This is a genomic window from Burkholderia sp. RF2-non_BP3 (assembly GCF_001522185.1).
Taxonomy (GTDB): domain Bacteria; phylum Pseudomonadota; class Gammaproteobacteria; order Burkholderiales; family Burkholderiaceae; genus Burkholderia; species Burkholderia diffusa.
The window spans coordinates 142,759-167,974 of sequence record NZ_LOSU01000017.1 but is presented as its reverse complement, the minus strand read 5'-3'; the positions used below and the strand labels follow the sequence as shown (position 1 = coordinate 167,974).

25 protein-coding genes and 1 pseudogene are annotated in these 25,216 nt (G+C 68.0%); 15 read left to right on the top strand and 11 right to left on the bottom strand.

Going from position 1 to position 25,216, the window contains the following annotated elements; translation table 11 throughout:
* Positions 1 to 583 precede the first annotated feature (583 nt).
* Together WS45_RS07580 and WS45_RS07575 are read right to left on the bottom strand one after the other, a co-directional pair.
* Complete coding sequence (locus WS45_RS07580; protein ID WP_059692106.1) at positions 584 to 1,960, bottom strand: sensor histidine kinase; 1,377 nt, start codon at positions 1,958 to 1,960, stop codon at positions 584 to 586.
* On the bottom strand, positions 1,957 to 2,619 hold the full coding sequence (locus WS45_RS07575) for a response regulator (protein WP_059699147.1): 663 nt from the start codon (positions 2,617 to 2,619) through the stop codon (positions 1,957 to 1,959). Before WS45_RS07575 ends, WS45_RS07580 begins: the two co-directional genes overlap by 4 nt.
* A 227-nt stretch (positions 2,620 to 2,846) precedes the next feature.
* Here WS45_RS07575 and WS45_RS07570 point away from each other — a divergent pair, with 227 nt between their 5' ends.
* From WS45_RS07570 to WS45_RS07550, 5 genes are all read left to right on the top strand, one after another.
* Complete coding sequence (locus WS45_RS07570) at positions 2,847 to 3,200, top strand: YgiW/YdeI family stress tolerance OB fold protein (protein WP_059526909.1); 354 nt, start codon at positions 2,847 to 2,849, stop codon at positions 3,198 to 3,200.
* A gap of 63 nt (positions 3,201 to 3,263) precedes the next feature.
* Positions 3,264 to 4,124, top strand: a complete 861-nt coding sequence (locus WS45_RS07565; protein ID WP_059526906.1) for a MurR/RpiR family transcriptional regulator — start codon at positions 3,264 to 3,266, stop codon at positions 4,122 to 4,124.
* A gap of 135 nt (positions 4,125 to 4,259) precedes the next feature.
* A complete protein-coding gene (locus WS45_RS07560) occupies positions 4,260 to 5,120 on the top strand; it encodes an isocitrate lyase/PEP mutase family protein (RefSeq protein ID WP_059699145.1) in 861 nt (286 codons plus the stop codon).
* A gap of 333 nt (positions 5,121 to 5,453) precedes the next feature.
* Positions 5,454 to 5,720: a YodC family protein gene (locus WS45_RS07555; RefSeq protein ID WP_059526900.1), complete on the top strand. Its 267-nt coding sequence runs from the start codon at positions 5,454 to 5,456 to the stop codon at positions 5,718 to 5,720.
* A gap of 146 nt (positions 5,721 to 5,866) precedes the next feature.
* Entirely contained in the window at positions 5,867 to 7,033 is a 1,167-nt protein-coding gene (locus tag WS45_RS07550) for a cytochrome P450 (RefSeq protein ID WP_059699280.1), read from the top strand.
* Positions 7,034 to 7,051: 18 nt separating this feature from the next.
* Here the strand turns inward: WS45_RS07550 and WS45_RS07545 are convergent, their stop codons facing one another.
* Together WS45_RS07545 and WS45_RS07540 are read right to left on the bottom strand one after the other, a co-directional pair.
* Entirely contained in the window at positions 7,052 to 7,378 is a 327-nt protein-coding gene (locus WS45_RS07545) for a superinfection immunity protein (RefSeq protein WP_059526895.1), read from the bottom strand.
* A gap of 90 nt (positions 7,379 to 7,468) precedes the next feature.
* A complete protein-coding gene (locus tag WS45_RS07540) occupies positions 7,469 to 7,888 on the bottom strand; it encodes a rhodanese-like domain-containing protein (RefSeq protein WP_059699143.1) in 420 nt (139 codons plus the stop codon).
* Between the two features lie 111 nt (positions 7,889 to 7,999).
* Between WS45_RS07540 and ftrA the strand changes: the two genes are divergently transcribed.
* Together ftrA and WS45_RS07530 are read left to right on the top strand one after the other, a co-directional pair.
* Positions 8,000 to 8,974, top strand: coding sequence for a transcriptional regulator FtrA (gene ftrA / locus WS45_RS07535; RefSeq protein WP_059526889.1), 975 nt, complete (start codon positions 8,000 to 8,002; stop codon positions 8,972 to 8,974).
* A 172-nt stretch (positions 8,975 to 9,146) separates the two neighbouring features.
* Complete coding sequence (locus WS45_RS07530) at positions 9,147 to 9,872, top strand: hypothetical protein (RefSeq protein WP_059699141.1); 726 nt, start codon at positions 9,147 to 9,149, stop codon at positions 9,870 to 9,872.
* Between the two features lie 66 nt (positions 9,873 to 9,938).
* Here the strand turns inward: WS45_RS07530 and WS45_RS07525 are convergent, their stop codons facing one another.
* Together WS45_RS07525 and adiC are read right to left on the bottom strand one after the other, a co-directional pair.
* The gene (locus WS45_RS07525; RefSeq protein ID WP_059699139.1) at positions 9,939 to 12,278 is read right to left on the bottom strand and encodes an Orn/Lys/Arg decarboxylase N-terminal domain-containing protein; all 2,340 of its coding nucleotides are present in this window, start codon (positions 12,276 to 12,278) and stop codon (positions 9,939 to 9,941) included.
* Between the two features lie 3 nt (positions 12,279 to 12,281).
* On the bottom strand, positions 12,282 to 13,808 hold the full coding sequence (gene adiC / locus WS45_RS07520; protein WP_059699137.1) for an arginine/agmatine antiporter: 1,527 nt from the start codon (positions 13,806 to 13,808) through the stop codon (positions 12,282 to 12,284).
* Between adiC and WS45_RS35605 the strand changes: the two genes are divergently transcribed.
* The 5 genes from WS45_RS35605 (at position 13,702) to WS45_RS07500 (ending at position 18,285) form a co-directional block, all read left to right on the top strand.
* Complete coding sequence (locus WS45_RS35605; protein ID WP_179950359.1) at positions 13,702 to 13,923, top strand: hypothetical protein; 222 nt, start codon at positions 13,702 to 13,704, stop codon at positions 13,921 to 13,923. The two genes, adiC and WS45_RS35605, sit on opposite strands and share 107 nt — an antisense overlap.
* A 493-nt stretch (positions 13,924 to 14,416) precedes the next feature.
* Positions 14,417 to 15,871, top strand: a complete 1,455-nt coding sequence (locus WS45_RS07515) for a M20 family metallopeptidase (RefSeq protein ID WP_059699136.1) — start codon at positions 14,417 to 14,419, stop codon at positions 15,869 to 15,871.
* Positions 15,872 to 15,936: 65 nt separating this feature from the next.
* Positions 15,937 to 17,046 (top strand): malate/lactate/ureidoglycolate dehydrogenase, encoded by a 1,110-nt coding sequence (locus tag WS45_RS07510; protein WP_059526873.1) that lies wholly within the window; start codon positions 15,937 to 15,939, stop codon positions 17,044 to 17,046.
* Positions 17,043 to 17,450 (top strand): TfoX/Sxy family protein, encoded by a 408-nt coding sequence (locus WS45_RS07505; RefSeq protein ID WP_059527237.1) that lies wholly within the window; start codon positions 17,043 to 17,045, stop codon positions 17,448 to 17,450. Before WS45_RS07510 ends, WS45_RS07505 begins: the two co-directional genes overlap by 4 nt.
* Before the next feature lie 256 nt (positions 17,451 to 17,706).
* Positions 17,707 to 18,285, top strand: a complete 579-nt coding sequence (locus WS45_RS07500) for an NnrU family protein (protein ID WP_059526870.1) — start codon at positions 17,707 to 17,709, stop codon at positions 18,283 to 18,285.
* A gap of 157 nt (positions 18,286 to 18,442) precedes the next feature.
* Here the strand turns inward: WS45_RS07500 and WS45_RS07495 are convergent, their stop codons facing one another.
* The gene (locus WS45_RS07495; RefSeq protein ID WP_059526866.1) at positions 18,443 to 19,180 is read right to left on the bottom strand and encodes a sulfite exporter TauE/SafE family protein; all 738 of its coding nucleotides are present in this window, start codon (positions 19,178 to 19,180) and stop codon (positions 18,443 to 18,445) included.
* 211 nt (positions 19,181 to 19,391) lie between these two features.
* Positions 19,392 to 19,658, bottom strand: a pseudogene (locus WS45_RS07490) (DUF488 family protein); the annotation flags it as partial.
* 184 nt (positions 19,659 to 19,842) lie between these two features.
* Between WS45_RS07490 and WS45_RS07485 the strand changes: the two are divergent.
* The 3 genes from WS45_RS07485 (at position 19,843) to WS45_RS07475 (ending at position 23,200) form a co-directional block, all read left to right on the top strand.
* The gene (locus tag WS45_RS07485) at positions 19,843 to 21,132 is read left to right on the top strand and encodes an NAD(P)/FAD-dependent oxidoreductase (protein WP_059699133.1); all 1,290 of its coding nucleotides are present in this window, start codon (positions 19,843 to 19,845) and stop codon (positions 21,130 to 21,132) included.
* Positions 21,133 to 21,148: 16 nt separating this feature from the next.
* Complete coding sequence (locus WS45_RS07480) at positions 21,149 to 21,706, top strand: helix-turn-helix domain-containing protein (protein WP_059526860.1); 558 nt, start codon at positions 21,149 to 21,151, stop codon at positions 21,704 to 21,706.
* Between the two features lie 147 nt (positions 21,707 to 21,853).
* Positions 21,854 to 23,200: a glutamine synthetase family protein gene (locus WS45_RS07475; RefSeq protein WP_059699131.1), complete on the top strand. Its 1,347-nt coding sequence runs from the start codon at positions 21,854 to 21,856 to the stop codon at positions 23,198 to 23,200.
* Between the two features lie 66 nt (positions 23,201 to 23,266).
* Here WS45_RS07475 and WS45_RS07470 read toward each other — a convergent pair whose 3' ends face one another.
* From WS45_RS07470 to WS45_RS07460, 3 genes are all read right to left on the bottom strand, one after another.
* On the bottom strand, positions 23,267 to 23,782 hold the full coding sequence (locus WS45_RS07470) for a GNAT family N-acetyltransferase (protein ID WP_082721866.1): 516 nt from the start codon (positions 23,780 to 23,782) through the stop codon (positions 23,267 to 23,269).
* Positions 23,783 to 23,885: 103 nt separating this feature from the next.
* Positions 23,886 to 24,275 carry a lysozyme inhibitor LprI family protein gene (locus tag WS45_RS07465; protein ID WP_059699127.1) on the bottom strand — a complete coding sequence of 130 codons (390 nt, stop codon included), beginning with the start codon at positions 24,273 to 24,275 and terminating at the stop codon, positions 23,886 to 23,888.
* 51 nt (positions 24,276 to 24,326) lie between these two features.
* Complete coding sequence (locus WS45_RS07460; RefSeq protein ID WP_059699125.1) at positions 24,327 to 25,088, bottom strand: N-acetylmuramoyl-L-alanine amidase family protein; 762 nt, start codon at positions 25,086 to 25,088, stop codon at positions 24,327 to 24,329.
* Positions 25,089 to 25,216: the final 128 nt, after the last annotated feature.

Sequence of the window (25,216 nt, the reverse complement as noted above, 5' to 3'; positions counted from 1 at the left end):
GAATCGTTGGCCGATCAACGGGTTAGGCGATGCGTGCGCAGGATATCCACAAGCTTGCCAACAAAATCTGTGGGTAAGTGGCGCGACGATCGCGTCGCATATCGAACGCATATTGGAATGCACATCGGAACGCACATCGACGTGGCATCGTGATGCGAAGTGCGGCGAACCGGCGCGTATGACGGCGCGGCGCGCGCCGCGTCTGCATCACGCGTGCCAAAGTCCGTCGGATCAAGGGCTTAGCGTCGCGGTGCGCAGGATATCCACAAGCTTGCCAACATTTTCTGTGGAGAAGTCCGCGTGGCGATCGCGCGATGAAGCCGGGTCGAAATGAATCCGGGTCGCCGTTTGATGAACTCGGCGTCGTCGTTCGACACGGCCAGGAAATCCGCGTTTGGCAGGAGAGGGGGATCGGTACGCGATGTCGCGTCGAGACGTGCGCGTGTCCGGCGCGGTTTGGCGCATTCGCTGCGCACGACCGCCAAACCCTTTCGGATCAATCGCTTGCCGTCGTTAGCGGCCGGTTGTCCACAAGCTTGCCAACACAATCTGTGGAAAAGAAAAGCCGGCCATCGGGCGAGCGTCAGGCCGGCGCGGGAAAACGCACCGTCACGGTCAGCCCGCGCCCGCCTTGCGTCGTGCCGAGCGCGACCGTCGCGCGATGCTGTTCGGCGATCCGCTTGACGATCGACAGGCCGAGCCCGCTGCCCGACGACGTGGCCGCCTGCGCGCCTTCGCCGCGATAGAAGCGCTCCCATACGTCCGTGCGTTCGGCTTCCGGAATACCGGGGCCGTCGTCGGCGACTTCGAGCACGGGCGTCGCGCCGTCGAGGCGCGCGGACACGTCGACGCGCGCACCGTTGCCCGCGTAGCGGATCGCGTTGTCGACGAGGTTGTTCAGCAGCACGCGCAACGTGTCCATGTTGCCCGCGGCCATCACCGGCGACGACACGATCGCGCCGAGGTCGATATGGTGCGCATCCGCGACGCGCGTGCGGTCGGCGACCACCGAGCGGCACAGCGCGGCGAGATCGACGGGCGCGGAGGCCGCGGCGGACGCCTGCGCGTCGGGTTCGAGGCGCGCGAGCGTCAGCAGCTGTTCGGCGAGGTGGCCGAGGCGCGTCGTGCCGGCCTGGATCTGCGCGAGGATCTGCTCGCGTTCGTCGGCCGTCGACGCGCGCCGCAGCAACTGCGACTGGATCGACAGCCCCATGATCGGCGTGCGCAACTCGTGCGCGGCATCGGCGATGAAGTGCCGCTGCAGCGTGAACGAGCGGTCGAGCCGCGCGAGCAGATCATTGATCGCTTCGGCGAGCGGGCGGACTTCGTTCGGCATCGACGCGATGTCGACCGGTTCGAGATTGTTCGCATTCCTGCGCTTCAGGCCGGATGCGATCGTGCGCAGCGGCCGAAGCCCCGCGCCGATACCGAACCACAGCCCGATCGCGAGCACCGGCAGCATCGAGAACACCGGCCACAGCAGGTGCACCGCGATGCCCGCGATCGCTTCCCAGCGCGCGTGGCGCGCCTGTGCGAGGCGGATCGTCGTGCCGCCGCGTTCGGTCACGTAGGTGCGCCACGGCTGGCCGCCGACGTCGACGCTGCCGATGCCCGTCTGCGCGGGCGGCGGCAGCGCGGACTTGCGATCGGTCGAGTAAACCAGCGTGCCGTTGCGCCAGACCTGCAGCAGCACGGCGTCGGGATCGCTGGCCTCGAAGTCGTGCTTGCCTTCGCCGTGATCGCGGAACGACAGTTCGCCGTTCGGACCGACGACGATTTGCTTCGACATGCTGCGCATTTGATCGTCGAGGAGATCGTCGAGCTCGCGCAGCGCGCCCCAGTAGGTGCCCGCGCTCGCGACCAGCCCGATTACGCACGCAGCCGGCAGCAGCCACATCAACAGGCGCCGCCGCAGCGATGCGCTGCGCCAGCGCGCGATCGCGTGTTGCAGATGCGTCATGCGCCGTCACCGATCCGGTAGCCGACGCCGCGCACCGTGCGGATCATGTCGTGGCCGAGTTTCTTGCGCAGGTTGTGGATGTGCACCTGCACCGCGTTGCTTTCGATTTCCTCGCCCCAGCTGTACAGCCGTTCCTCGAACTGCTCGCGCGAAATCACCGCGCCGGGGTCGCGCATCAGTTCGTGCAGCAGCACGAATTCCTTCGGCGACAGCGTGACTTCGTCGTCGTTGAGCCAGACCAGATGCTTGACGGGATCGAGACGCAGCGGGCCGATCGCGAGCGTCGTCTGCGCGCGCCCCGCGTGGCGGCGGTTGACCGCGCGAATGCGCGCGAGCAGTTCCTCGAGCACGAACGGCTTGACGAGGTAGTCGTCGGCGCCGCTGTCGAGGCCGGCGATGCGATCCGGCACGCCGTCGCGCGCGGTGATGATGATCGCCGGCAGGGTTTCGTCGCGGCGGCGCAGCGACGCGAGCACCGACAGGCCGTCGCGGTTCGGCAGCCCGAGGTCGAGCAGCAGCAGGCCGTAGCTGGTGGAGCGCAGCGCGAGCGTCGCGGCGTCGCCGTCCTTGACCCAGTCGACTGCGAAGCCTTCCTGTTTGAGGCCCTGTTCGAGCCCGCTGCCGATCAGCGGATCGTCCTCGACGAGCAATACGCGCATGGATTCGTGTCCGTTGGCGGGCGTGGCGCCCGGGGTTCCCATGATAAGCGCAGGTGTCTTAGGCCGAGCTTAAACACGGGCGCCTCCGTGCGTTCGCGCACCGAAAGGCCGCGACGGCATGCCGCGGCGGACGGCCTTCAGGTTTGCTTAATCTTACGCTCCGTAATCTCGGGGCCGTCGCGTTCAACGGGAGCGCGACGCACTCGAAAAAATGGAGGAACGAGATCATGAAACACCTGACGAGAATCCTGGCGATCGCGCTCGCCGTGCTGCCCGCCGCCGTCTACGCGGAATACACGGGGCCGTCCACGCTGACCACGACGACCGTGAAGGAACTGCTCGCGAACGGCAAGGACGACCAGCACGTGCAACTGCAGGGGCGCATCGTCAAGCACACCGGCGGCGAGGACTACGAGTTCGCCGATGCAACCGGCACGATCCGCGTCGAGATCGACAAGAAGCTGTGGGCGGCCGGCCAGCCCGTCAGCGACAAGAGCGAAGTGAAGCTGACCGGCGAGTTCGAGCGCAAGTGGTCGGGCAAGGTGAAGGTCGACGCCGATCACGTCGAAGTGCTGCGCTGACCGGTGCACCGGTGCGGACGGGGCCGGTGATACCATGGACGACCGGTTCCCGTTCTCACCAAGATGGCTGCCAATTTCGATGAACTCGCGTCCCGGATCCGGGCGCAATTTTCCGAACTGAGCCCGCAATTCCAGGCGGGCGCTGCATTTCTGCTCGATCATCCCGACGAGGTTGCCACCTCGTCGATGCGCAAGGTCGCGCAGCGCGCGCAGGTTCAGCCCGCGTCGCTCGTGCGGCTCGCGCAGCAATTCGGTTTCCCCGGCTGGAACGAGCTGCGCGACCTGTGCGTCGCGCGCGTGCGCGCGCGTCCCGAGCCGCTCACGCAGCGTGCGCGTTCGCTCGTGCGGCCCGACGCGAAGGCGTCGCTCGCGCACGATCTGCTTGCCGCCCAGCAGCACAACCTCGTCGCCACCGCCGCACAGAACGAGCACGCGCTCGCCGACGCCGCGAAACTGATCCGCAAGGCGTCGCACGTGCACGTCGCGGGGTTTCGGTCCTGCTATCCGGTCGCGTTCGGATTCGTATACGGCTATCGGCTGTTCCGGCCGACCGTGTCGTTGCTCAACGGCGTCGCCGGCTCGCTCGAGATGGAGCTGCGCACGATCGCGAAGCAGAGCGTGACGGTGATCATCAGTTTCGCGCCGTATTCCGCGGAAGCGACGCGTGTCGCGCAGGCGGCGAAGGCGCAGGGCAGCAAGATCGTCGCGATCACGGACAGCGCGGTGTCGCCGATCGCGCTGCATGCGGACGCGCAGCTGATCTTCACGCACGACAGCCCGTCGTTCTTTCCGTCGCTGGTCGCCGCGCATGCGATGGCCGAGGCGCTGGTCGCGCAGTTGCTGGCGATGGAAGGCAGCGATGCGATCGCGGCGCTCGAGCGTACGGAAGCGGAACTGCATGCGAAGGGCGCGTACGTCGTGTAGCCGCACGGCGGCGTGACTGGCGGCACGCCGCGCCGCGCGCGAGGCCCCGGCATCCACGTCGATATTTCACCGCGCGCTGAACCGTCGCGGTATCGCGCGCGCGTATGCTGACGTCTCCATTCCGAGGAGACCGCAATGTCCGATTCCAACGTGCAGTTCCGCCAGGCCGAAACCTTCCGCGCGCTGCACACGCGCCCCGGGGCCTTCATCATCCCGAACCCGTGGGATGCCGGTTCCGCCCGGCTGCTCGCGATGGCCGGCTTCGAATCGCTTGCCACCACGAGCGCCGGCTTCGCCTTTTCGAGGGGGCGGCCCGACAACGCGATCGACCGCGACGAGATGCTCGGCCACATCGCCGAGATCGTCGCCGCGGGCGGCCTGCCGGTCAGCGCCGATCTCGAGAACGGCTTCGGCGACGCGCCCGACGCGGTCGCCGAGACGATTCGCCTGGCGGCCGACGCCGGTGCGGTGGGCGGCTCGATCGAGGATGCGACCGGCCGTGCCGACGCGCCGATCTACCCGCACGACCTGGCGGTCGAGCGCATCGCGGCGGCGGTCGACGCGGCGCGCTCGCTGCGGTTTCCGTTCACGCTGACCGCGCGCTGCGAAAACTACCTGCATGGCCGTCCCGACCTTGCCGACACGATCGCGCGGCTGGTCGCGTACCGCGACGCCGGCGCCGACGTGCTCTACGCACCGGGCGTGACCGATCCCGACGAGATCGCGGCGATCACGCGCGCGGTCGGCGCGCCGGTCAACGTCGTGATGGGGCTGCAGGGCGGGTTGCTGAGCCTCGAGGCGCTCGCGGCGCTCGGCGTGAAGCGCGTCAGCGTCGGCGGCGCGCTGGCGCGGGTCGCATTCGGCGCGTTCCTGCGCGCCGCGACGGAAATGGCGCGCGACGGCACGTTCACGTTCACGCAGGCGGCGGTGCCCGGGCGCGACCTCAATCGCTGGTTTTCGGCGCCGGACAATTCGCCCGTCCGGTTCGAACAATGAGCGCCGATAAAACGTGGGAACGTTTCCAGCCGAAAACCGATTGACAGTAATCAATCGAAACCGCCGCCGATTTGAAGTTCGATGACGGCGCGAAATTCATCGTTTATTCTCCGCATTCCGGCTGTTTGACCATATTCGGCGCGCAAGCCGCGCCGAATATGGTGTCAGAAGCCCGCCGCGCGAACCGCTGCCGCGTATCGTTGCGATTTTCAGGTCGATGTTTTGGCGTATTCGGGAGTTGCCGGTTATTTATTGGATTGGTAATCTGCCGCGTATCCGAAAGACCTGTCAGCGGGCCGCCGGAAAATGAATATATAAAAAATCGAGAGAGCGATGAAAATCCGAGAAAATCACAGCAACGGCTTTCGCGTCGGCGATGTCGTGACGCTGAAAACCGGCGGGCCGCGCATGACGGTCACGTATGCCGGGCCGGTCGTGTTCGACGATGCCGACTGGCTCATCTGCCAGTGGTTCGACGATGGCGGCCACTTCCGGCAGGAAATGTTTCATCACGAAACGGTGGTGCCCGAACCGCGTGCGATTTCCGCCGGGCGCGTCCGCCTGCGCATGCAGGCGCACCGCTACCGTTCGGCAGCCTGAGGCCACGTCCGTCACGACGCCGCTTGCCGGCGGCCGACTGCTGCGTCGCATCAGCCCGCAGTGCAGGCGTGGGCGTGACCGCGACATCCGCGACATTTCACGTCAACCCGAAACATGCGGCGGCCCGACGCGCCGATACTGCACGCATGAACCCGACCAATCCGATTGCCGCGGTCACGCACCGCGATCCCTACCCGTACTACTCGACGCTCGTCGACGGGCCACCGCTCGCGTTCGACGCCTCGCTCGGCCTGTGGGTCGCGAGCCGGGCGGCGAGCGTGACGGCCGTGCTCGGTCACCCGGCGTGCCGCGTCAGGCCGCTCGATGCGCCGGTGCCGCCCGCGTTGCGCGGGACGACGGCGGGCGCGCTGTTCGGCGACCTGGTGCGCATGAACGACGGCGCATTGCGGCACGACGTGCCGAAGCAGGCGCTGCGCGCGGCGTTCGCGCCGATCGACGTCGACGCGTTGCGCGAGCGAGCCGCGCAACTTGCCGGCCGCCGGCTGCGCGCACCGCATGACGCCGATGCACTGAACGCGTGGTGCCTGACGGTGCCCGTTTGCGCGGTCGCCGATCTGCTCGGCTTCGACGACGCGCAACTCGACGATATCGCTGCGCTGGTCGTCGACTTCGTCGCCGCGCTGTCGCCGCTGTCGGACGACGCGGCGCTGGCCCGCGCGAGCGAGGCCGCGCGGCAGCTGCTCGACCGGATGACGGAGCGCGTCGCGCGCACACGCGCGCAGGACGGCTCATGGGTCGCGGCGATTCAGCAGGCGGCCGGTGCCGCGGGCTGGCACGCAAGCGGCGCGCTCGTCGCGAATCTCGTCGGGTTGCTGTCGCAGACGTGCGAGGCGACGGCCGCGTGGCTCGGCAATGTGCTGGTCGCGTGGGACGCAACCGGCGCCGAACGCACGCTGCCGGATGCCGCGACGCTCGACGCGTTCGTCGCCGAGATCGGTCGCTTCGATGCGCCGGTGCAGAACACGCGCCGCTTCGTCGCGTCGCGCACGACGATCGAAGGCGTGACCGTCGATGCCGGTGCGGCCATCCTGGTCGTGCTCGCGGCGGCGAACCGCGATCCGGCCGTGCATCGCGAGCCGAACCGATTGTTGCCGGGCCGCGCGCCGGGGCCGAACTTCGGGTTCGGCACGGGGCCGCACGGCTGCCCGGGCGAGCGGATCGCGCGGGCGGTGACGGCGGGGGCGTTCGGGGCGTGGTTGCGCGCGGGCGGTGAGACGCCGCGCGACAGGCTGGTGTGGGACTACCGGGCCTCGACCAACGTCAGGATGCCGAAGTTCGAAGCGGCGAGGTAAGGAGAACAGCGGGACGGCCTAGCGGCAACCTTGCTTCTCGGCCCATTGCTCCTGGGCGGCGACGCGGCGCTGCACGCGTTCGACGAGGCCGGCCGAGAAGGTCCGCATGCTGATGCCGCGGCGCTTCGCGAGGATGGTTTGCGCGACGTCGGTTTGCGGGTTCGGCTGGCATGCCCAGTAGAGCGTCATCAGCCAGCCGATGCCCGTCCACGCGAACAGGGCGTTGAACATTGCGATCGTCAGCTTGTCGTGCCTGGCGCGCCGGTCGGCGACGATGGCCGGAAGAAAATAGAGCGCGATCGCCGCGACCGAGCCGGCCATCTGAATCGGGACTGCGTGTTCCATGTTGCTGCTCCATCCGAACTGCAATGTGGCCGATTGTCGCGCTTTTTCCGTTTGCGTGCCGGCAATTGATTGTTGCGTTTTTAATGACGATCAGCGCGTCGCGACTTCCTCCGGCTGCGCTTCGTTGCACAACGCGAAACCTTCGTCGAGCCAGCCCGTGACGCCGCCGATCATCAGCTTCACCGGGCGGCCGAGGCGCGCGAGCCGGATCGCCGCGCGCGCGGCGCCGTTGCAGTGCGGGCCGGCGCAGTAGACGACGAACAGCGTGTCGGCCGGATGGTCGGCGAGCTTGCCGGCGACGATCTTGCGGTGCGGCAGGTTGCGCGCGCCGGGCACGTGGCCGGCGGCAAACTGCTCCGGACCCCGGACGTCGAGCAGCACGAAATCGGGCGCGCCGGACGCGAGCGCGTCGTGCACGTCCCAGCAATCGGTCTCGAAGCGCAGCGACGCTTCGAAGTGCGCGAGGGCGGCGGCGCTGTCGGCGGCGGGGACGTCGGTGACGTAAGACATGAAAGGCGCTCCTGAAGGGCGGCGCGGAATGCGCCGGGATGAAGGGCAGTATCGCGGTTCGGCGGCCATCGCGGCAGTGGCGCGATCGACAAGTTCCGGTAACATCGCGCCATGCACAATCATCTCGTCGTCGCGCTCGCCTACGATCGCCTCTGCACCTTCGAATTCGGCTGCGTGGTCGAACTGTTCGCGCTCGAACGCCCGGAACTCGGCGTCGACTGGTATCGCTTCGCGGTCTGCGCGAGCGAGCCGGGCCCCGTGCGCGCGGCGGGCGGCATCACGGTTGCCGCGCCGTACCGGCTCGCGATGCTCGATCGCGCGGACACCATCGTGATTCCCGGCTGGCGCGATCCGGACGAGCCGCCGCCGGAACCGCTGCTGAAGAAGCTGCGCGCCGCGCATCGCCGTGGCGCGCGGCTCTGTTCGATCTGCTCGGGCGTGTTCGTGCTCGCGGCGGCCGGCGTGCTCGACGGGCTCACCGTCACGACGCACTGGCGCTACGCCGAGCGCCTGCAGGCGCGCTATCCGGCGCTGCGCGTGAATCCCGACGCGCTGTACGTCGACGAAGGGCAGATCGTCACGTCGGCCGGCTCGGCGGCGGGGCTCGACATGCTGCTGCATCTCGTGCGCCGCGACCACGGCGGCGCGATCGCGAACCGCGTCGCGCAGCGCCTCGTGCTGCCGCCGCATCGCGACGGCGGCCAGGCGCAGTTCGTGCCGCGACCGGTCGCACCGGGCGGCAGCGACCGGCTCGCGAAGCTGATCGACTGGATGCGCGCGCATGCGGCCGAGCCGCACACGCTCGCGTCGCTGGCCGCGCAGGCGGCGATGAGCACGCGCACGCTGCAGCGTCAGTTCGCGGACGCGACGGGGATGTCGCCGCTCGCGTGGCTGATCCGCGAGCGCGTGAACGTCGCGAAGGACATGCTCGAAGCGCATCCCGGGCTGTCGCTCGCGCAGATTGCCGCGCGCGCGGGGTTCGGTTCCGAGGAGTCGTTGCGCCGGCATTTCCGGCGCGTCGCGGCGACGAGTCCTGCCGCGTACCGGCGCGGGATGGATCGCGGCGTGAGGCCCACGGACGCGTGAGCGTCGCGTCTTCCTTCGCCACGGCGGCGCCCGGTCGTCGTTCGCTTCCTGCCGACTTCGAGCGCGCGTAAGATGGCGGTCGCCGTGCGGCGATCCGGTTCACGCGCGCCGCGCTTCCTGCGCCGCTGCGACCAGCCGCCATTCATCCATCACAACGACAAGGACAATCGCCATGGGCCTGCTGGGAAAGCTGTTCGGAAAGAAACCGCGTGATGAAGCGGCGACGCCCGCGCCGTCCGCGAATGACGCACCGGACGCATCCGAAGGCGCGAACGATCGGAACGGCCCCGACATCGCGCCGGAGCTCGCGTCCGCGTTGAAGGCATTCCAGGCCGGCCGGCACGAAGCCGCGATCGCGTCCGCCGCGCCGCATGCGGAGCGGCTGGCCGATGCGGCGCGCCTGTGCGCGCTGTCGTATTCGGCGATGAAGCGTTACCGTGAAGCGTTTCCGTACTGGCTCGCGCTGTTCGACCGCGAGCCGAGCGCGCACAACGCGGTGCAGCTCGCGACGACCTCGGTGATGTGCGACGAAGTGGAGCGCGGCGAAGCGTGGATGCAGAAGGCCGCCGAGGTCAATCACGACACGCGCGAGCAATCCGACGTCGCCGCGCGCGTGAACTTCATTTCCGCGCTGATGCAAAGCGGCCACCTGCGCGAGGCGCTGCCGCATCTCGCGTGGGTGCGCGACGTATACGGCCACGTGCGCATCACCGATTCGACCTTCCTCTACATGCGCGGCATTCCGTTCTTTGCGTCGTTCCTCGAGAACAGTTTCGAGATCCTGAAGGCCACGCAGCCGGCCGACGCGATCGCACCTTGGTACGGAGAACTGAAGGGCAAGCTCGACGAAGAAGGCGAAGCGCAGCTTGCCGCGTGGGTCGGCCGGTTGCCGGCATGACCGGCGGGTCGTCACGCATCGCGACGCCGGCCGCATTCTGCCGGCGCGGCGTCGCGGCGCGCATGCTCAGCGCGTGTTCGTGTCGCGCGCGGTTTCCTTGATGCACGCGATCCGGTACACGCCGTCCTCGACTTCGACGCCATGCGTGTCGTGCGTGAAGCCGGGGAAGCGCAGGTCGTACTGCTCGAGCGCCTTCAGGTAGCCGAGCAGCGGGCCGTCGGCCGGCCCCGCGTTCTCGCCAGGCATCAGCAGCGGAATGCCGGGCGGATAGGGCACGACGCCCGTCGCGACGGTGCGGCCTTCCATCTCCGACAGCTCCAGCATCTCGATGTCGTTGTGCACGAGATGTTCGAACGCCTCGGCCGGGCTGAAGTCGGGCTGCGGCAGCGTCGAGAAGCCGCGCGACATCATCTCGGTCGTCTTCAGGTCGCTCATCGCGCTGAACATCAGGTCGCACAGTTCGCGCAGGCCGAGCTTGCCGTAGCGGTCCGGATAGCGCGCGACGAGGTCCGGCAGCGCCTGTTCGAGCGGCGCGTTCGCGTCGTAGTCGCGCTTGAAGTCGAGCAGCGTGTTGACGAGCGTGCCCCACTTGCCCTTCGTCACGCCGAGCGAGAACAGGAACAGGATCGTGAAGTCGGTCGTCTTCTCGACGACGATCCCGTGCCGGTCCAGATACGCGGTGACGACCGACGCCGGAATGCCGACCGGCATCAGCCCGCCGTGCGGCGCGACGCCAGGCGTGACGATCGACACCTTGATCGGATCGAGCATGCAGTAGTCGTCCTCGATCTCGCCGAAGCCGTGCCACGTCTCGCCCGGATGCAGCACCCAGCACGACGGATCGGTGGCGAGCAGCGTTTCGTCCGCTTCATGGAACGGCACGCGCCGGCCCGTCTTGCGGTCGACCACGGTGTCCGGCTGCCAGCCGTTGAAGAACCAGTCGTCGTTCTCCTCGCATTCCGCATGCAGCCGCGCGAGCATCCGGCGGAACGACACGGCCTCGCGGATCGCGTCGGTCGTCAGCGCCTCGCCGCCGGGGCCGTCCATCATCGCGGCGCTCACGTCGTTCGACGCGATGATCGCGTAGTTCGGCGACGTCGACGCATGCATCATGTATGCCTCGTTGAAGCGTGCATGCTCGATCGGATTGCGGCCGTCGCGGACGTGGATGAACGACGCCTGCGACAGCGCGGCGAGCAGCTTGTGCGTCGACTGCGTCGCGAACACGGTCGGCTTGCTGGCGTCGTGCTGCGCCGGATCGCCGTGCATCGCGTGACGATCGCGGTAGATCGGGTTGAAGCGCGCATAGCCGTACCATGCTTCGTCGAAATGCAATCGGTCGACGCTCTGGCCGAGCAGTTCCTCGACGCGCGCGACGTTGTAGCAGAGGCCGTCGTACGTCGAGTTCGTGATCAGCGCATGCACGGGCGTCGGATCGATGCCGTCGCGCCCGCGCACCAGCGGGTTCGCGTCGATCGCGAGGCGCACGGCGGCGGCCGTGAGCCGTTCCGGCATGATCGGCCCGATGATCCCGTAATGGTTGCGTGACGGGATCAGGTAAGTCGGAATCGCGCCGGACATCGTCATCGCGTGCTCGGCCGACTTGTGGCAGTTGCGGTCGCACAGCGCGACCTGGTTGCGCGTGACGCTCGCCATCAGGATCACGCGGTTCGACATCGACGAGCCGTTGGTCACGTGATACGTGCGGTGCGCGCCGAACACGCGCGCCGCGTAGCGTTCGCTTTCGCCGATCGGACCGGAGTGGTCGAGCAGCGAGCCGAGTTCGCCGACCGAGATCGACAGGTCGGAGCGGAACAGCGCCTCGCCGAAGAATTCGAAGTACGCGCGGCCGACCGGCGATTTCAGGAATGCGGTGCCGCCCGTGTGGCCCGGCGTGTGCCACGAGTATTCGTACACGCGCGAGAACTGCGCGAGCGCGCGGAACATCGGCGGCAGCACGGTTTCGCGGTAGCGTTCGATCGCGGCGACGATCCGCCCGCCGATGAACGCGGTGGTGTCTTCCAGCATCCAGATGAAGTCGTCGGCCTTGCGCATCGCGTCGACGGGAATCGCGGCCGCGCTCGCGCGGCTCGCGAGCAGGAACACCGGCACCGTCGCATTGCGCGCGCGCATCGCGTCGAGCACGGCCTGCGCGGGCACATGGGCGGGATCGTTGCCGAGCTCCCAGTTGAGCAGCAGGCACTGGATCGCGGGATCGGCGTCGACCACCGCGCGCGCGTCTTCGGCGGAGGTCGCGATGACGACGTCGACGAGCCGCATGCGCAATTCTTCGACGAGCGCGGTGGCCGCGCGTCCGGTCGCCGTGCGTTCGTCGATGTCGTGCTGCACGAGCAGCGCCTTCATGCCGAGGCGGCGGAACGCCGGTTGGGTCAAGGAAGCGGTCATGGGTTATTCCCCCGTTTGCTGGGTTGCCTGGACGCCCGCGGCCGGCGAGCGTGCGTGAAGGATGTCGGCCGTGTGTCGGCCCACGGAGATCCAGAAGGTCGCGACGAGCGCGACGATGGTGACGCCGAGCGCGAGGTAGCGCACCCAGCGCGGCGAGCGGCCGCCCGGATGGATATGGGTTTCCTCGATTTCGCGCTGACGGTTGATCGACAGCTCGTAGAACACGATCGTCGCGATCACGAAGATCAGCGACCAGCGCGTCTGCTGGCCGTCGGAGCCGACCATCGCCCACAGCGCGTAGACGGCGCCGATCAGGCCGACGATCGTGTAGAAGGTGAACTGGTGCGACGGCATCTTGCCGTAGCCGAGCACCTTGATCGCAATGCACGAGTAGATGTACGGCAGGAGCGTCATGATCACGGCGATCGACGCGATCTTGCCGAACTGCTCGCTCGCGCTCGGCGACATCGTCGCGAGCACCTGCACCGACATGATGACCGCGACGATCGCGAGGCCGGCCGACGGCACGTTCTTCGAGTTGACGCGGGCGAACACGCCGGCGAACAGGCCGTCGTCGGCCGCGGCCTTCGCGGTCTGGCCGACCAGCAGCGTCCAGCCCGCGAGCGAGCCGAGGCAGCCGAGCGCCGCGCAGATCGCGACCGCGTTCGCGGCGGTGTCGCCGAGCGCGAGGCGCGCGGCATCCGCGAACGGCGCGCTCGATGCGAGCAGCGCCTTGTTCGGGATCATCCCCATGATCACGGTCGAGCTGAGCACGTAGCAGACGGCCGCGAGCACGACGCCGCCGACGGTTGCGATCGGCACGTTGCGCGACGGGTTTTCGACGACACCGGCCGACACCGACGCGCTCTCGACGCCGATGAACGCCCACAGCGTGAAGTTCAGCGTCGCGCCGATCGCGCCGACGCTGCTCGCGCCCGACACGTTCCAGCCGGCGAAGTACACGTCCTTGCTGAACCAGAACCAGCCGAACACGGCCATCCCGAGGATCGGCACGAGCGCGAAGATCGTCGTGACCGACTGCACGCGGCCGACCACGTTCGGCCCGAGGATGTTCGCGTAGGTGAACAGCCAGATCACGAAGATCTGCGCGAGCGCGAATACCAGCGGGTCGCGCAGCATCGGGAAGAAGTGCGTGAGATAGCCGAGGCCGGCGACCGCGAGGCCGACGTTGCCGAGCACGTTCGCGAGCCAGTAGATCAGGTTGGTCTGGTAGCCGATGTACGGGCCGAACGACTTGCGCGCGTATGCATACGGGCCGCCGGCGGCCGGGTCGATCGCCGCGAGCTTCGCGAACACCAGCGCGAGCGACACGGCGCCGACGACGGTGATCAGCCAGCCGAAGATCGCGATGCCGCCGGTGGCGGCGAGGTTCGCGGGCAGCATGAAGACGCCGGAGCCCATCATGTTGCCCGCGACCATCAGCGTGGCGGGGATGACGCCGATTTTCGGCGCGGTGGTCGCGGCTGGCGCGGCGGTGGAACGGGAGGAAGACGAGCTGGCATCGGACATGCGAGGCTCCTTGAATGATCGTGATGCAGTTGAGGTGGCGCGGCCCGGCGCCGTGTCGACGAATCCGGAATGGTCCGTCGCTTTATTGAACGACAGCATCTTATCTCTTAATTGAGTTTCAATAAGAGTAAACGATGCAATTTAATATCTTGAATATTGATCATCATCATTGAAGAAGATGAAATGTCATGGTGCGAACGGATGGGGGCGTATGAGGCCGGGCGGCGGGCCTGGGCCGGTTCGGGTCGTGTTCGCGGGTGACGGTGCAGTATCTCGAAAATGGAACGGATAATCGATTTTTTGCCGAACTGGTTAATTCAATTGACGGGCTGAATGACTCGGGAAACCCTGATTGAATTAGTCGGTTATTATCGAGCGCTTGAAATGCGCTTGCCGGCGCCAGTGATTGTTTCTACCGAACGGTGATGCCGATGACGATGCATCGGTGCGATTGCCGACGGCCGCGGCATCACGGTCGAAGTCGCGTTCGGCGTGCGTGTGAAACGCTGCGGGAACGGGCCCTGAATACGGCCACGGAAAGCGCCCCCGGGAGCGGGGGCGTCGGCGTATCATCCGGTGTTTCGTCAGCCCTATCCAGGCACCCCACCATGACCTCCGTCGACACTACCCCCGTCCTCGACCATGACAAGCTCGTTACCTTCGTCGAGCGCAAGTGGAACGATGAAATTCTTCACGCACTGACCGACTACATCGCGATCCCCGCCAAGAGTCCCGCGTTCGACCCCGACTGGGCGAAGCGCGGCTATCTCGAGCGGGTCGTCACCGATGCCGCGCAATGGGCCGAACGCCAGCCGGTGAAAGGCCTGAAGCTCGAGATCGTGCGTTTGCCCGGCCGCACGCCGGTGATCTTCTTCGAAACGCCCGCGACACGCTCGGGCAGCACCGACACGATCCTGCTGTACGGCCACCTCGACAAGCAGCCCGAATTCGACGGCTGGCGCGCGGACCTCGGCCCGTGGACGCCGAAGTTCGAGAACGGCAAGCTGTACGGCCGCGGCGGCGCGGACGACGGCTACGCGATCTACGCGAGCCTCGCGGCGCTCGGCGCGCTCGACGAGCAGGGCGTCGAACGGCCGCGCTGCGTCGGCCTGATCGAGACCTGCGAGGAGTCGGGCAGCTACGACCTGCTGCCGTACGTCGACGCGCTGCGCGACCGGCTCGGCCAGGTGTCGCTCGTCGTGTGCCTCGATTCGGGCGCCGGCAACTACGACCAGATGTGGCTCACGACGTCGCTGCGCGGGCTGGTGTCCGGCGACCTGCAGGTCGAGGTGCTCGAGGAAGGCGTTCACTCCGGCGTCTTCGGCGGCATCGCGCCGTCGAGCTTCCGCGTGATGCGCCAGCTGTTCGAGCGCCTGGAAGATGCGAAGAACGGCAACCTGCTGCCCGGCGTGTTTCATTGCGAGATTCCAGACAGCCGCGTGCGCGAAGCCGACGCGGCCGCCGCGATCCTCGGCGACGCCGTGTGGAAGGGGCTGCCGTGGGCATGCGGTGCGGACGGCAAGCCGGTGCTGCCGACCACGACCGATCCGCGCGAGGCGCTGCTGAATTCGACGTGGCGTCCGTCGCTGTCGGTGACGGGCGCGGCCGGCCTGCCGGCGCTCGCCGACGCGGGCAACGTGCTGCGTCCGCGCACCGCGTTCAAGCTGTCGCTGCGCCTGCCGCCGCTCGTCGACGCCGCACAGGCCGTGCAGCAGTTGAAGGACCTGCTCGAACTCGATCCGCCGTACAACGCGAAGGTCACGTTCAAGCCGGACGCGGGCGCCGCGACCGGCTGGAGCGCGCCGGATCTCGCGCCGTGGCTCGCGTCGTCGCTCGACGCCGCGTCGCGCCGCCACTTCGGCGCGGACTGCGCGTACATGGGCCTCGGCGGTACGATCCCGCTGATGAACGTGCTGCAGGCCGGCTTCCCGTCCGCGCAGTTCATGGTGTGCGGCGTGCTCGGGCCGAAGTCGAATGCGCACGGCCCGAACGAGTTCCTGCACGTGCCGTACGCAAAGAAGCTGACCGCCGCGGTGGCGGACGTGATCGCGTCCGCGCGCTGAGCGTTCGCGCTGCCCGACCCGAACGGATTCAACCGGATTCACCTCGACCTCACGGAGCCTTGCCGATGACCGCGCTGCCGACCTCCGATACCGACCCGCTGCGCATGCGCGCCGAACCGCTGCATGCATTCGTCGCGGCACTCTGGGAGCGTGCCGGCAGCAGCGAGCGCGAGGCGCGGCTCGTTGCCGATCATCTGGTCGGCGCGAATCTGGCGGGTCACGATTCGCACGGGATCGGGATGATCCCGAACTACGTGGCGTCGTGGCGGGAGGGGCAGTTGCGGTTGAACGGGCACGCGTCGATCGTCCGCGACGGCGGCGCGGTGCTCACGATCGACGGCGGGCGCGGCTTCGGCCAGGTGATCGCGTTCGAGGCGATGGTCGAAGGGATCGAGCGCGCGCGACGCATGGGCATCTGCGCGCTCGGGCTGCGCGACGTCCATCACCTCGGCCGCATCGGGCACTGGGCCGAGCAGTGCGCGCGCTCGGGGCTCGTGTCGTTCCATTTCGTCAACGTGCCGGGCGATCTGCTCGTCGCGCCGCTGCACGGCACCGATCCGCGTTTCGGCACGAATCCGTTCTGCGCCGCGTATCCGCGCGCGGGCCGGCCGCCGCTGCTGCTCGATTTCGCGACGAGCGCGATCGCGTACGGCAAGACGCGGGTGGCATACAACCAGCGCAAGCGCGTGCCGGCCGGGTCGCTGATCGATCATCGCGGCCAGCCGACCGACGATCCGGCCGTCATGCACGAGCAGCCGTTCGGCTCGCTGCTGCCGTTCGGACTGCACAAGGGTTATGCGCTGGCGGCGATGTGCGAAATCTTCGGCGGCGCGCTGGTCGGCGGGCATACGACCTACGGCGGCACGCTGCAGAAGACGAGCGCGATCGTCAACGGGATGCTGTCGGTGCTGATCGATCCGAACGCGTTCGACGCGGCCGACGCGGAGCGCGAAGCCGATGCGTTCGTCGAATGGGCAAAGGCGTCGCCGCAGGCGGGCGATGCGCCGGTGCGGATGCCCGGCGAGCCGGAGGAGGCGAGCCGCGCCGCGCGTGGCGCGGACGGCATTCCGGTCGATCGTGCGACGTGGCGGCAGATCCGCGAAAGCGCGGCGGCCGTCGGTTTCGACGACGCGGAACTCGACGTTTGGACGCAGCGCTGCACGGAGCCCGCATGAGCTGGCAATCGGAGAAGGCGCACGGCGAGGAGATCGCGTATCGGCTCGCGCCGCTCGGCAACGTACAGGTCGTGCGGTTCTTCAGCGGCGCCGCGATGCGGCTCGACGGCGTGATGTTCGGCTTCATGTCGCGCGGGTCGCTGTTTTTGCGCGTCGACGACGTGAACCGTCCCGCGTTCGTCGCGGCGGGGATGGGGCCGTTCTCGTATGAGCGTCCCACGCGCACCGTTGCGCTCGAGGGCTATTACGAAACGCCGGCCGACGTGCTCGAGGACGCGGGCGCGCTGTTCGACTGGTGTCGCGGCGCGTATCGCGCGGCGCTGCTGGCGGGGGCGCCGAAGCGCAAGGCGCGGCCGAAGTCGAAGCCGGCGCCGAAACCGGAAGCGACGCGCAAGCGCACGTAGCACCGGGCGCTGAGCGTACGGCGGCGCATTTCCTTTTCCTTTCTTTCTTTCGATCCACCGCGGGTGCGCGCAAGCGCCGGGTTTGACGCACCGCATGTTCCGCCTGCTTCACAACGGCGGCCCCGGCGTTTATGATCGGCGCGATCGCGTCCGTGCCCGGCGCGACCCCGAGCCGGTCTCGCCGCCGGCCTCGCGAACGGCGCATCGAAAGCCGCGCGAATGATTCCCCACTCATCGTTCCAGACGGAGATAGCCGATGCTCGTCCTGATTCTCGGTTTAGCGATCTTCCTCGGTGTGCATTCGATTCGGATCGTCGCGGACGGCTGGCGATCCGCGACCATCGAGCGGATCGGCGAGAAACGCTGGAAGGGCCCTTATGCGCTCGCGTCGATCGTCGGCTTCGTGCTGATCATCTGGGGTTACGGCGTCGCGCGCCAGGGCGGGACGCTGCTGTGGGTGTCGCCCGTCGGCGTTCGCCATCTCACCGGCATGCTGACCGCGATCGCATTCGTGCTGATCGCCGCGGCCTACGTGCCGCGCAACCGCATCAAGACGCTCGTCGGCCATCCGATGGTGGCCGGCGTGATGGTCTGGGCGGTCGCGCACCTGCTCGCGAACGGCACGCTGCATGCGGTGGTGCTGTTCGGCGCATTCTTCGTGTGGTCGCTGGTCGATTTCGTCGTGTGGCGCGCGCGCGATCGCCGCGACGGCGTCCGCTATCCGGCCGGCAGGCTGTCGGGCGATGCCGTGACGATCGTCGCCGGGCTCGTCGTATGGGCCGTCTTCGCGCTGTTCCTGCATGGCCCGCTGATCGGCGTGCGGCCGTTCGGTTGAAGTTGAACGCACACGCCTGCGGGCATTGAAGCGCGGGGCGCGCAAGCCGCCCCGAAGCGCCCGCGACATCGAGTTTGGCGCGTTACTCCGCCGTCGCTCGCCGCACGGACGCTTGCACGTCGATTGCGCGTTCGTCGCGGCCGACGGCGCGCGTGCGTCAGATCGGCTTGGCGAACAGCCCGACGGTCAGCGCGGCGCCGATGCAGACGATCGCGATCCGCAGCACGCGTTCGTTCACGCGGTGCAGCGCCCACGCACCGAGCAGGCCGCCGACGATCGCGCCGCCGCCGAGCGCGAGGGCCTCGCGCCAGTGCAGATGCGGCGAGGTCAGGAACAGCACGACCGCCGACGCGTTCATCACGCCCGCGAGCGCATTCTTCGTCGACATCGCGTGACGCGGCGACAGGCCCGCCATCGTCAGCGCGGCCATCATCAGGAATCCGATGCCTCCGCCGAAGTAGCCGCCGTAGATCGCGATCAGGAATTGCGAGATCGCGGCGGTGACGGGGCCGATATGCTGCGTGCCGGCGCCGGGCTTGCGGAAGAAACTGCCCCATGCGAACACGACCGTCGCGAACAGCACGAGCCACGGCACGAGGTGCGAGAAGATCGACGACGGGGTTTTCAGCAGCAGCAGGCCGCCGAGCGCGCCGCCGACCACGCTGATCGCGAACAGCGCGCGAAAGGGCAGCTTGCCCGCGCCGCGCACCATGTTCCGGCTCGCCCAGCCCGTCGTGACCTGGCCGGGGAACAGCGCGACCGTCGACGTGATGTTCGCCGCGAGCGGCGACATCCCCGACACGATCAGCGCGGGCAGCGTGACGAATGAGCCGCCGCCCGCGAGGGCGTTCTGCAGGCCGGCCCACAGGCCGGCGATGATGATGAGAGCGAGCATCGGTGCGGGAGCACAGAGGTGGCGGGGCGCGCGGGTACGCGCGGTGGACGCACGATGGTAATGCAGGATCGCAGCGGCGCAAAGCGGAGCGAGCGTGCCGTGTATCGGGCGCGCAGCGGGCGCGGCCGATCGACGTGGGTGTTGCATCGGGCATGACGCACCTTCGCGCTTTCATGCCGTCACGGCATCGCGTGCGCGCGTCGCTGTCGCGTCACGCGTTCGGTTGCGCGCCGGCTTCGTCTGCCGGCGCATCGCCTTCGACGTCCGGGTAGACGATCGTTCCGTCGTCCCGGATCACCGCGCCGGCCGTGATGTGCGCGGGCTCCACGCGATTCGGGCTCATGATGTGCAGCACCGTCTCGCCGCGCGCGATCAGGTAGTCGGACACGATGCGCCGATGACAGCGCCACCCCACGGCTTCCGAACACATGATCACGCCGCGCTGCCGGTGCCCTTGCGCGATCAGCCGGTCGTTGCCTACGCAACGTCGGTGCCGGCCGCGCATGGAAAAAGTATGGACGACAGGCGCAAGCGCCATGCCGGCACCCGGCGATGCTTTCATTTATCCGACGACGCGCGCCCTCATTCTCCCGCTTGCTCTCGTGAAATTGCCGTGCTAATTTTTCATGAAATTATCCGGCGAGAATTTCACGGGAGTCCGCATGTTCGTGCAGTCCGACCGTCACGTCGCAAGCTACTACGCCGGCACTTACCCGGCGCCGATTCCGCGGCGGCCCGAACTGGACGAACGCATCGACGCCGACGTGCTGGTCGTCGGCGCGGGCTTCAGCGGGCTGCACACGGCGTTGCGCCTCGCGCTTGCGGGCAAGCGCGTGGTCGTGCTCGAGGCGAGCCGCGTCGCGTGGGCCGCATCGGGCCGCAACGGCGGGCAGGCGCTGCTCGGCTGGTCGTGCGACATGCAGCCGCTCGAGGATTCGCTCGGCCGCGACGGCGCGCGCGTGCTGTGGGACAGCATGCGCTGGGCCGCGGCCGAAGTGCGCGAACTGCCCGCGCGGCACGGCTTCGACATCGACTACCGGCCCGGCAGCCTATGGGCCGCGGTGCGGCCGCGTCGCGTCGCGATGCTCGCGCAGGCCCGCGACGAGGCCGCGCAGCGCTGGGGCTACGACCGGCTGCGCGTGATCGGGCCGGACGAGATGCCCGAGTGGATCGGCAGCGCGCGCTATCTTGCCGCGCTCCACGATCCCGAGGCCGGCCATCTGAATCCGCTGAAGCTCGCGCTCGGTCTCGCGCAGACGATCGAACGGGCCGGCGGACGCATCTTCGAGCAAAGCCGCGTGCTCGACTGTCGCGAGACCGCGGGCGGTCACGTTGCCCGCACCGCGCACGGCGAGGTGCGCGCGGATGTGCTGGTGCTCGCGTGCAATGCGTATGTCGACCGGCTCGATCGCGAACTGTCGCGCCGGTTGCTGCCCGTCGGCACCTACCAGGTCGCGACCGCGCCGCTCGCGCCGGACGTCGCACGCTCGCTGCTGCCGCGGAACAGTTGCGTGATCGACAACCAGTTCGTGCCCGACTACTTCCGCCTGAGCCCCGACAATCGCCTGCTGTTCGGCGGCGGCTGCACGTATCTCGGCGGGATTCCGGCCGACATCGCGGCCGCGACGCGCCCGCACCTCGAACGCGTGTTCCCGCAACTGGCCGGCGTACCGCTCGACTACGCGTGGGGCGGCCACATCGACATCAGCATGCGACGCACGCCGGACATCGGACGTCGCGGCCAGCGCTTCTGGCTGCAGGGCTTCTCGGGGCATGGCGTGTTGCCGACGCTTGCCGGCGCGCGCGCGGTCGCCGATGCCGTGCTCGGCGACGACCGCCTGCTCGCGCAGTACCAGCGCATCCGCAACCCGCGCTTCCCCGGCGGCGATCGCCTCGCCGCGCCGCTGGAAGCGATGGGCAAGGCCTGGTACCGTTTGCGCGATACCGTCTGACGCACCGGAATCCATCATGAACGAACAGGAAGAGATAGAAAGTCTGGCGATCCTGATCCGCGATCTGCGCAAGCATCGCAAGGTCACGCTCAACGATCTCGCGGAACGGATCGGCCGCTCCGTCGGCTTTCTGTCGCAGGTCGAGCGCGGGCTGTCGCGTCCGACGGTCGCGGATCTCACCGCGATCGGCGAGGCGCTCGGCGTGCCGACCACGTATTTCTACAGCCTCAGCAAACCGCGCAGCGTGCCGTGGGTCACGCGGCCCGACGAGCGGCGCACCGTGTATTACGCGGCCGGCATCACGGACATCCTCGTGTCGCCGAACATGCGTTCGCGCTTCTCGATCCTGGAGAGCCATCTCGCGCCCGGCGCGAGCAGCGGCGAGCGCTCCGTCGACGACAGCGACGAGCAGGGCGGCTTCGTGCTCGAAGGCGAGCTGACGATCTGGATCGACGGCGACGACACGCCCGTCACGCTCGGCCCGAACGACGCATTTCAGCTTCCCGCGCACAAGCGGTTTCGTTACGCGAACCTGAGCGATGTGCCGGCACGCGTGATCTGGGTGTTCACCTGAGTTTGTCGGACAGCGGCGCGACGGGTCGTCGCGCCGTGCTGCCGGTTTGCAGTACTGAGCGATAGCGGGCATGTGACGTGCCGCATGCCGATGAGTCCGGTTCGCCGCGCCGCGGCACCGCCATACAAGACATGGAAAGGATGAGACATGGCTGACGTCGTTCCCGTGCTGGTCGATGAAATCCGCGCATTCCGGCAGGCGCATCCCGAGATCCGTTATGTCGACCTGATCTGTCTCGACCTGCCGGGCCATTTCTACGGCAAGCGCTATCCGATCGATGCGCTCGAGAAGGTCGCGTCGGGTTCGCTGCTGAAGCTGCCGCAGAACTGCGTGCTGCTCGGCACGCAGGGCGGCCTCTACAAGATCGGCGACTACTGTTTCAACGACGGCGACCCGGATGCGCCGCGTCGCCTGATTCCCGGCACGCTGAAGCCGGTGCGCTGGGAGCGGCAGCCGCTCGCGCAGATGCTGATCAGCTCCGACGGCACGGATGCGCCGATCGAGTTCGAGCCGCGCGAGGTGCTGGCACGCGTGCTGCGGCGGTTCGCGGCACGCGGCATCCGGCCGGTCGTCGCGTTCGAGCTCGAGTTCTATCTGTTCGCCGCGCAGCTCGCGGACGGGATGCCGCAGTATCCGCGCGATCGCTTGAGCGACGACCGCGACGACCAGCCGAACATGCACATCGAACGCCTGTCGCGGTTTTCCGACGTGCTGCACGAGATGGTCGAGGCCGCGTGCGAGCAGGGCGTCGACGCGACCGTGATCACGGCCGAGCTCGGGCCCGGCCAGTTCGAGATCAACTTCGGACACACCGACGATGCGTTGCGCGCGGCCGACTGGTCGGCGCTGTTCTGCCGCAGCACGCGCGGCGTCGCGTTGCGGCACGGCTATCGCGCGAGCTTCATGGGCAAGCCGTATCTGCATGCGCCGGGCAGCGGGATGCACGTGCACGTGAGCCTGTACGACGACGCGGGCCGCAACCTGCTCGCCGCGGACGGGCAGCGGCCGCTGCGGCATGCGGTGGCCGGGTGCCTCGAGCTGCTGCCGCACTGCATGCCGGTGTTCGCGCCGAATCACAATGCGTTCCGGCGCTATGGGTCGATGGTGAACGCGGCGAGCCGTGCAAGTTGGGGCTTCGAGGATCGCGATGCGTGCATCCGGATTCCGGAATCGGATGCGCGCAATCTGCGGATCGAGCATCGGCTCGCGAGCGCGGATGCGAATCCGTACCTCGTGCTCGCGGCGATCCTCAGCGGGATGGAGCACGGGCTCGACGCGCGGATCGAGCCGATCGCGCCGCTCAATGATGATCGCGGCAGCGGGATCGATTTTCCGAAGGAGATGCTGTCGGCCGTCGCGGCGATGCAGGATCACGCGGCCGTGCGGGAAGGGCTCGGCAGTGAATTCGTGATGGTGTATTGCGAGAACAAGCGTCAGGAGGAGCTGGATTTTCGCAACGAGATCGGGGCGCGGGAGTATCGGTGGTTTCTGTGACGGCGCGACGCGTGACTTCGCCGCGGGGCGGCGGCAAACCCGACGGGAAATGAACCGAGGGCGTGGCTAGGGAAGCGCACGCCAATAGCGGATCTCTTCGATCGGCACACCGTCGATCTCGAACGTCTTGGCGTCGCGCTCGGCGACGAAACCTTCGCGTTCGTAGAATGCCTTCGCCCGACGATTTTCGACGAGGACCCACAGCGATACCCACCGATGCCCCGCGTCGTGCAGTGATCGGCGCGCATGGGCGACCAGCGCGGCCCCGATTCCCCGGCCGCAATGCGACGGATGCAGATAGATCGCGCCGATTTCGCCCCAGGTGGAATCCTTGTCGGTGTCGCGCGTCGGACCATAGTTGATCCAGCCCCGGAGCTCGCCTTCCGTGAACGCGAGTGCGACGCGTGACTGTTCGGCGTCGAGCACCTCGCGCCAGACGGTGGTGCGCTGTTCGACCGACAGACCGGCGAGGTACGAGGCAGGCACGATGCCAGGGTAGGTGGCGCGCCACGATGCGACGTGGATGTCGGCGATGGCCGGTGCATCGAGGGGCGTTGCGGCGCGGATGTCGATCGTCGTCATGTTCGATGTGATCGATGTGCCATCGGATTGCCGAATGACGAATGGTGCACGAAAGAAGGTACCGCGCCGCGAATCGACTCACGGCACGGCACCCGGTCAGCCCTTACTCCCCGAGCTTCGCCGTCACGCACCCGGTGCTCGCGCACTCGCGCTCGCGTTCGCGCAGGAACGACAGGCGGGATTGCGTCGCATCGATCGCGCATTGCAGGTTCACGAGGTAGCCGTCGTCGCGCGTTTCGCTGCAGCGGTCGTCGCGCTGCTTCATCCACGCGAGCTGGCCCGTCTTCAGCTTCGCCTGCTGGTCGCCGCTCAACTGCTTGCGCACGCGGGCGTACTCGTCGTTCAACTCGCGGTCGAGCTGCGAGAACTCGTTGCTGCTGCAGTACACCTGATCGAACGCGCTGCGCGGTTTACCGCAGCCTGCCGCATGCGCGGCGAACGGAACGGCGAGCGCAAGCAACGCGCAGGATACGAGCAGATTCTTCTTTTTCATGGCACTCCTCCTCACTGGGTGAAATCCGTTGAAAACCAACGGGCGTTACCTTTACCTGGCCGCCGTACACGTGTCGATCCCGCCCGCGATCGCGGTGGCGAGGCGCTGGATCGTCTCGCGCTGCGCGAGACGTTTTTCCTCGTCGGGATTGACGATCACGCCGGCCTCGACCAGCACGGCCGGAATCGGCGCGGTGCGCAGCACGACGAGATCGTCGAAGCGGTGGATGCCGAGTTGCGGATCGATCAGCGGACGATTCTCGCCCTTGATCGGCTGCGCGTGATACAGCGACGGCCGTTCACCGGCCGCGATCAGCCGCTCGGCGATCACCTTCGCGCAACGCAGGCTTTCCGCGTAGTGCGGATTGCGCTCCGACACGAACACGGCGAAACCGCGGAATTCGCGTTGCCGACCCGCATCGATGAACTGCTGCTGCATCGAATCGTGATGGATCGACACGAACAGGTTCGCGTCGGGGGCCTGTGTCGCGCGCTGGTCGAGCGCGATCTCGCGGCCGTCGGCCGACGTGCGCAGTACGCGATCGCCGTGCGCGGCGAGTTTCTCCGCGACGGCGGTGGACAGGTCGAGGTTGTATCGGTATTCGACGCGGCCGCTGGCGCCGGTGGCGCCCGGGTGGGCCGGCGTATGGCCGGTGTCGACGACGACGTAGCGGCCGGAGGCCGGCTGCGCATCCGGGCTTGCGGCATCGGCCGCATGCAGCGCCGGCGGCACGCCCAGCAGCGGCGCGCACGCGAGCAGGCGCGCGGCGGCGCGCACGAACGGGCGAAGGCGTCGAACGGTTCGGTTTGTCATTGTTGTTGTCGAGGAGGACATGCGGCGCGTCGTATGGCGCGCACCGTCGGCCTGCTCAATGCAGTCGGAATGTCGCGCGATTATAGCGGTTGCCGGCGGCGCCGCAATGACGAAATGGCCGCTGCCGC

Coding starts and splice junctions, on each gene's coding strand:
- WS45_RS07580 (WP_059692106.1), bottom strand. CDS start 1,960: ATGACGCATCTGCAACACGCGATCGCGCGCTGGCGCAGCGCATCGCTG.
- WS45_RS07560 (WP_059699145.1), top strand. CDS start 4,260: ATGTCCGATTCCAACGTGCAGTTCCGCCAGGCCGAAACCTTCCGCGCG.
- WS45_RS07550 (WP_059699280.1), top strand. CDS start 5,867: ATGAACCCGACCAATCCGATTGCCGCGGTCACGCACCGCGATCCCTAC.
- ftrA (WP_059526889.1), top strand. CDS start 8,000: ATGCACAATCATCTCGTCGTCGCGCTCGCCTACGATCGCCTCTGCACC.
- WS45_RS07555 (WP_059526900.1), top strand. CDS start 5,454: ATGAAAATCCGAGAAAATCACAGCAACGGCTTTCGCGTCGGCGATGTC.
- WS45_RS07505 (WP_059527237.1), top strand. CDS start 17,043: ATGAGCTGGCAATCGGAGAAGGCGCACGGCGAGGAGATCGCGTATCGG.
- WS45_RS07510 (WP_059526873.1), top strand. CDS start 15,937: ATGACCGCGCTGCCGACCTCCGATACCGACCCGCTGCGCATGCGCGCC.
- WS45_RS07575 (WP_059699147.1), bottom strand. CDS start 2,619: ATGCGCGTATTGCTCGTCGAGGACGATCCGCTGATCGGCAGCGGGCTC.
- WS45_RS07525 (WP_059699139.1), bottom strand. CDS start 12,278: ATGACCGCTTCCTTGACCCAACCGGCGTTCCGCCGCCTCGGCATGAAG.
- WS45_RS07485 (WP_059699133.1), top strand. CDS start 19,843: ATGTTCGTGCAGTCCGACCGTCACGTCGCAAGCTACTACGCCGGCACT.
- WS45_RS07515 (WP_059699136.1), top strand. CDS start 14,417: ATGACCTCCGTCGACACTACCCCCGTCCTCGACCATGACAAGCTCGTT.
- WS45_RS07500 (WP_059526870.1), top strand. CDS start 17,707: ATGCTCGTCCTGATTCTCGGTTTAGCGATCTTCCTCGGTGTGCATTCG.
- WS45_RS07565 (WP_059526906.1), top strand. CDS start 3,264: ATGGCTGCCAATTTCGATGAACTCGCGTCCCGGATCCGGGCGCAATTT.
- WS45_RS35605 (WP_179950359.1), top strand. CDS start 13,702: ATGTTGCCCGCGACCATCAGCGTGGCGGGGATGACGCCGATTTTCGGC.
- WS45_RS07540 (WP_059699143.1), bottom strand. CDS start 7,888: ATGTCTTACGTCACCGACGTCCCCGCCGCCGACAGCGCCGCCGCCCTC.
- adiC (WP_059699137.1), bottom strand. CDS start 13,808: ATGTCCGATGCCAGCTCGTCTTCCTCCCGTTCCACCGCCGCGCCAGCC.
- WS45_RS07475 (WP_059699131.1), top strand. CDS start 21,854: ATGGCTGACGTCGTTCCCGTGCTGGTCGATGAAATCCGCGCATTCCGG.
- WS45_RS07495 (WP_059526866.1), bottom strand. CDS start 19,180: ATGCTCGCTCTCATCATCATCGCCGGCCTGTGGGCCGGCCTGCAGAAC.
- WS45_RS07545 (WP_059526895.1), bottom strand. CDS start 7,378: ATGGAACACGCAGTCCCGATTCAGATGGCCGGCTCGGTCGCGGCGATC.
- WS45_RS07465 (WP_059699127.1), bottom strand. CDS start 24,275: ATGAAAAAGAAGAATCTGCTCGTATCCTGCGCGTTGCTTGCGCTCGCC.
- WS45_RS07480 (WP_059526860.1), top strand. CDS start 21,149: ATGAACGAACAGGAAGAGATAGAAAGTCTGGCGATCCTGATCCGCGAT.
- WS45_RS07460 (WP_059699125.1), bottom strand. CDS start 25,088: ATGACAAACCGAACCGTTCGACGCCTTCGCCCGTTCGTGCGCGCCGCC.
- WS45_RS07470 (WP_082721866.1), bottom strand. CDS start 23,782: ATGACGACGATCGACATCCGCGCCGCAACGCCCCTCGATGCACCGGCC.
- WS45_RS07570 (WP_059526909.1), top strand. CDS start 2,847: ATGAAACACCTGACGAGAATCCTGGCGATCGCGCTCGCCGTGCTGCCC.
- WS45_RS07530 (WP_059699141.1), top strand. CDS start 9,147: ATGGGCCTGCTGGGAAAGCTGTTCGGAAAGAAACCGCGTGATGAAGCG.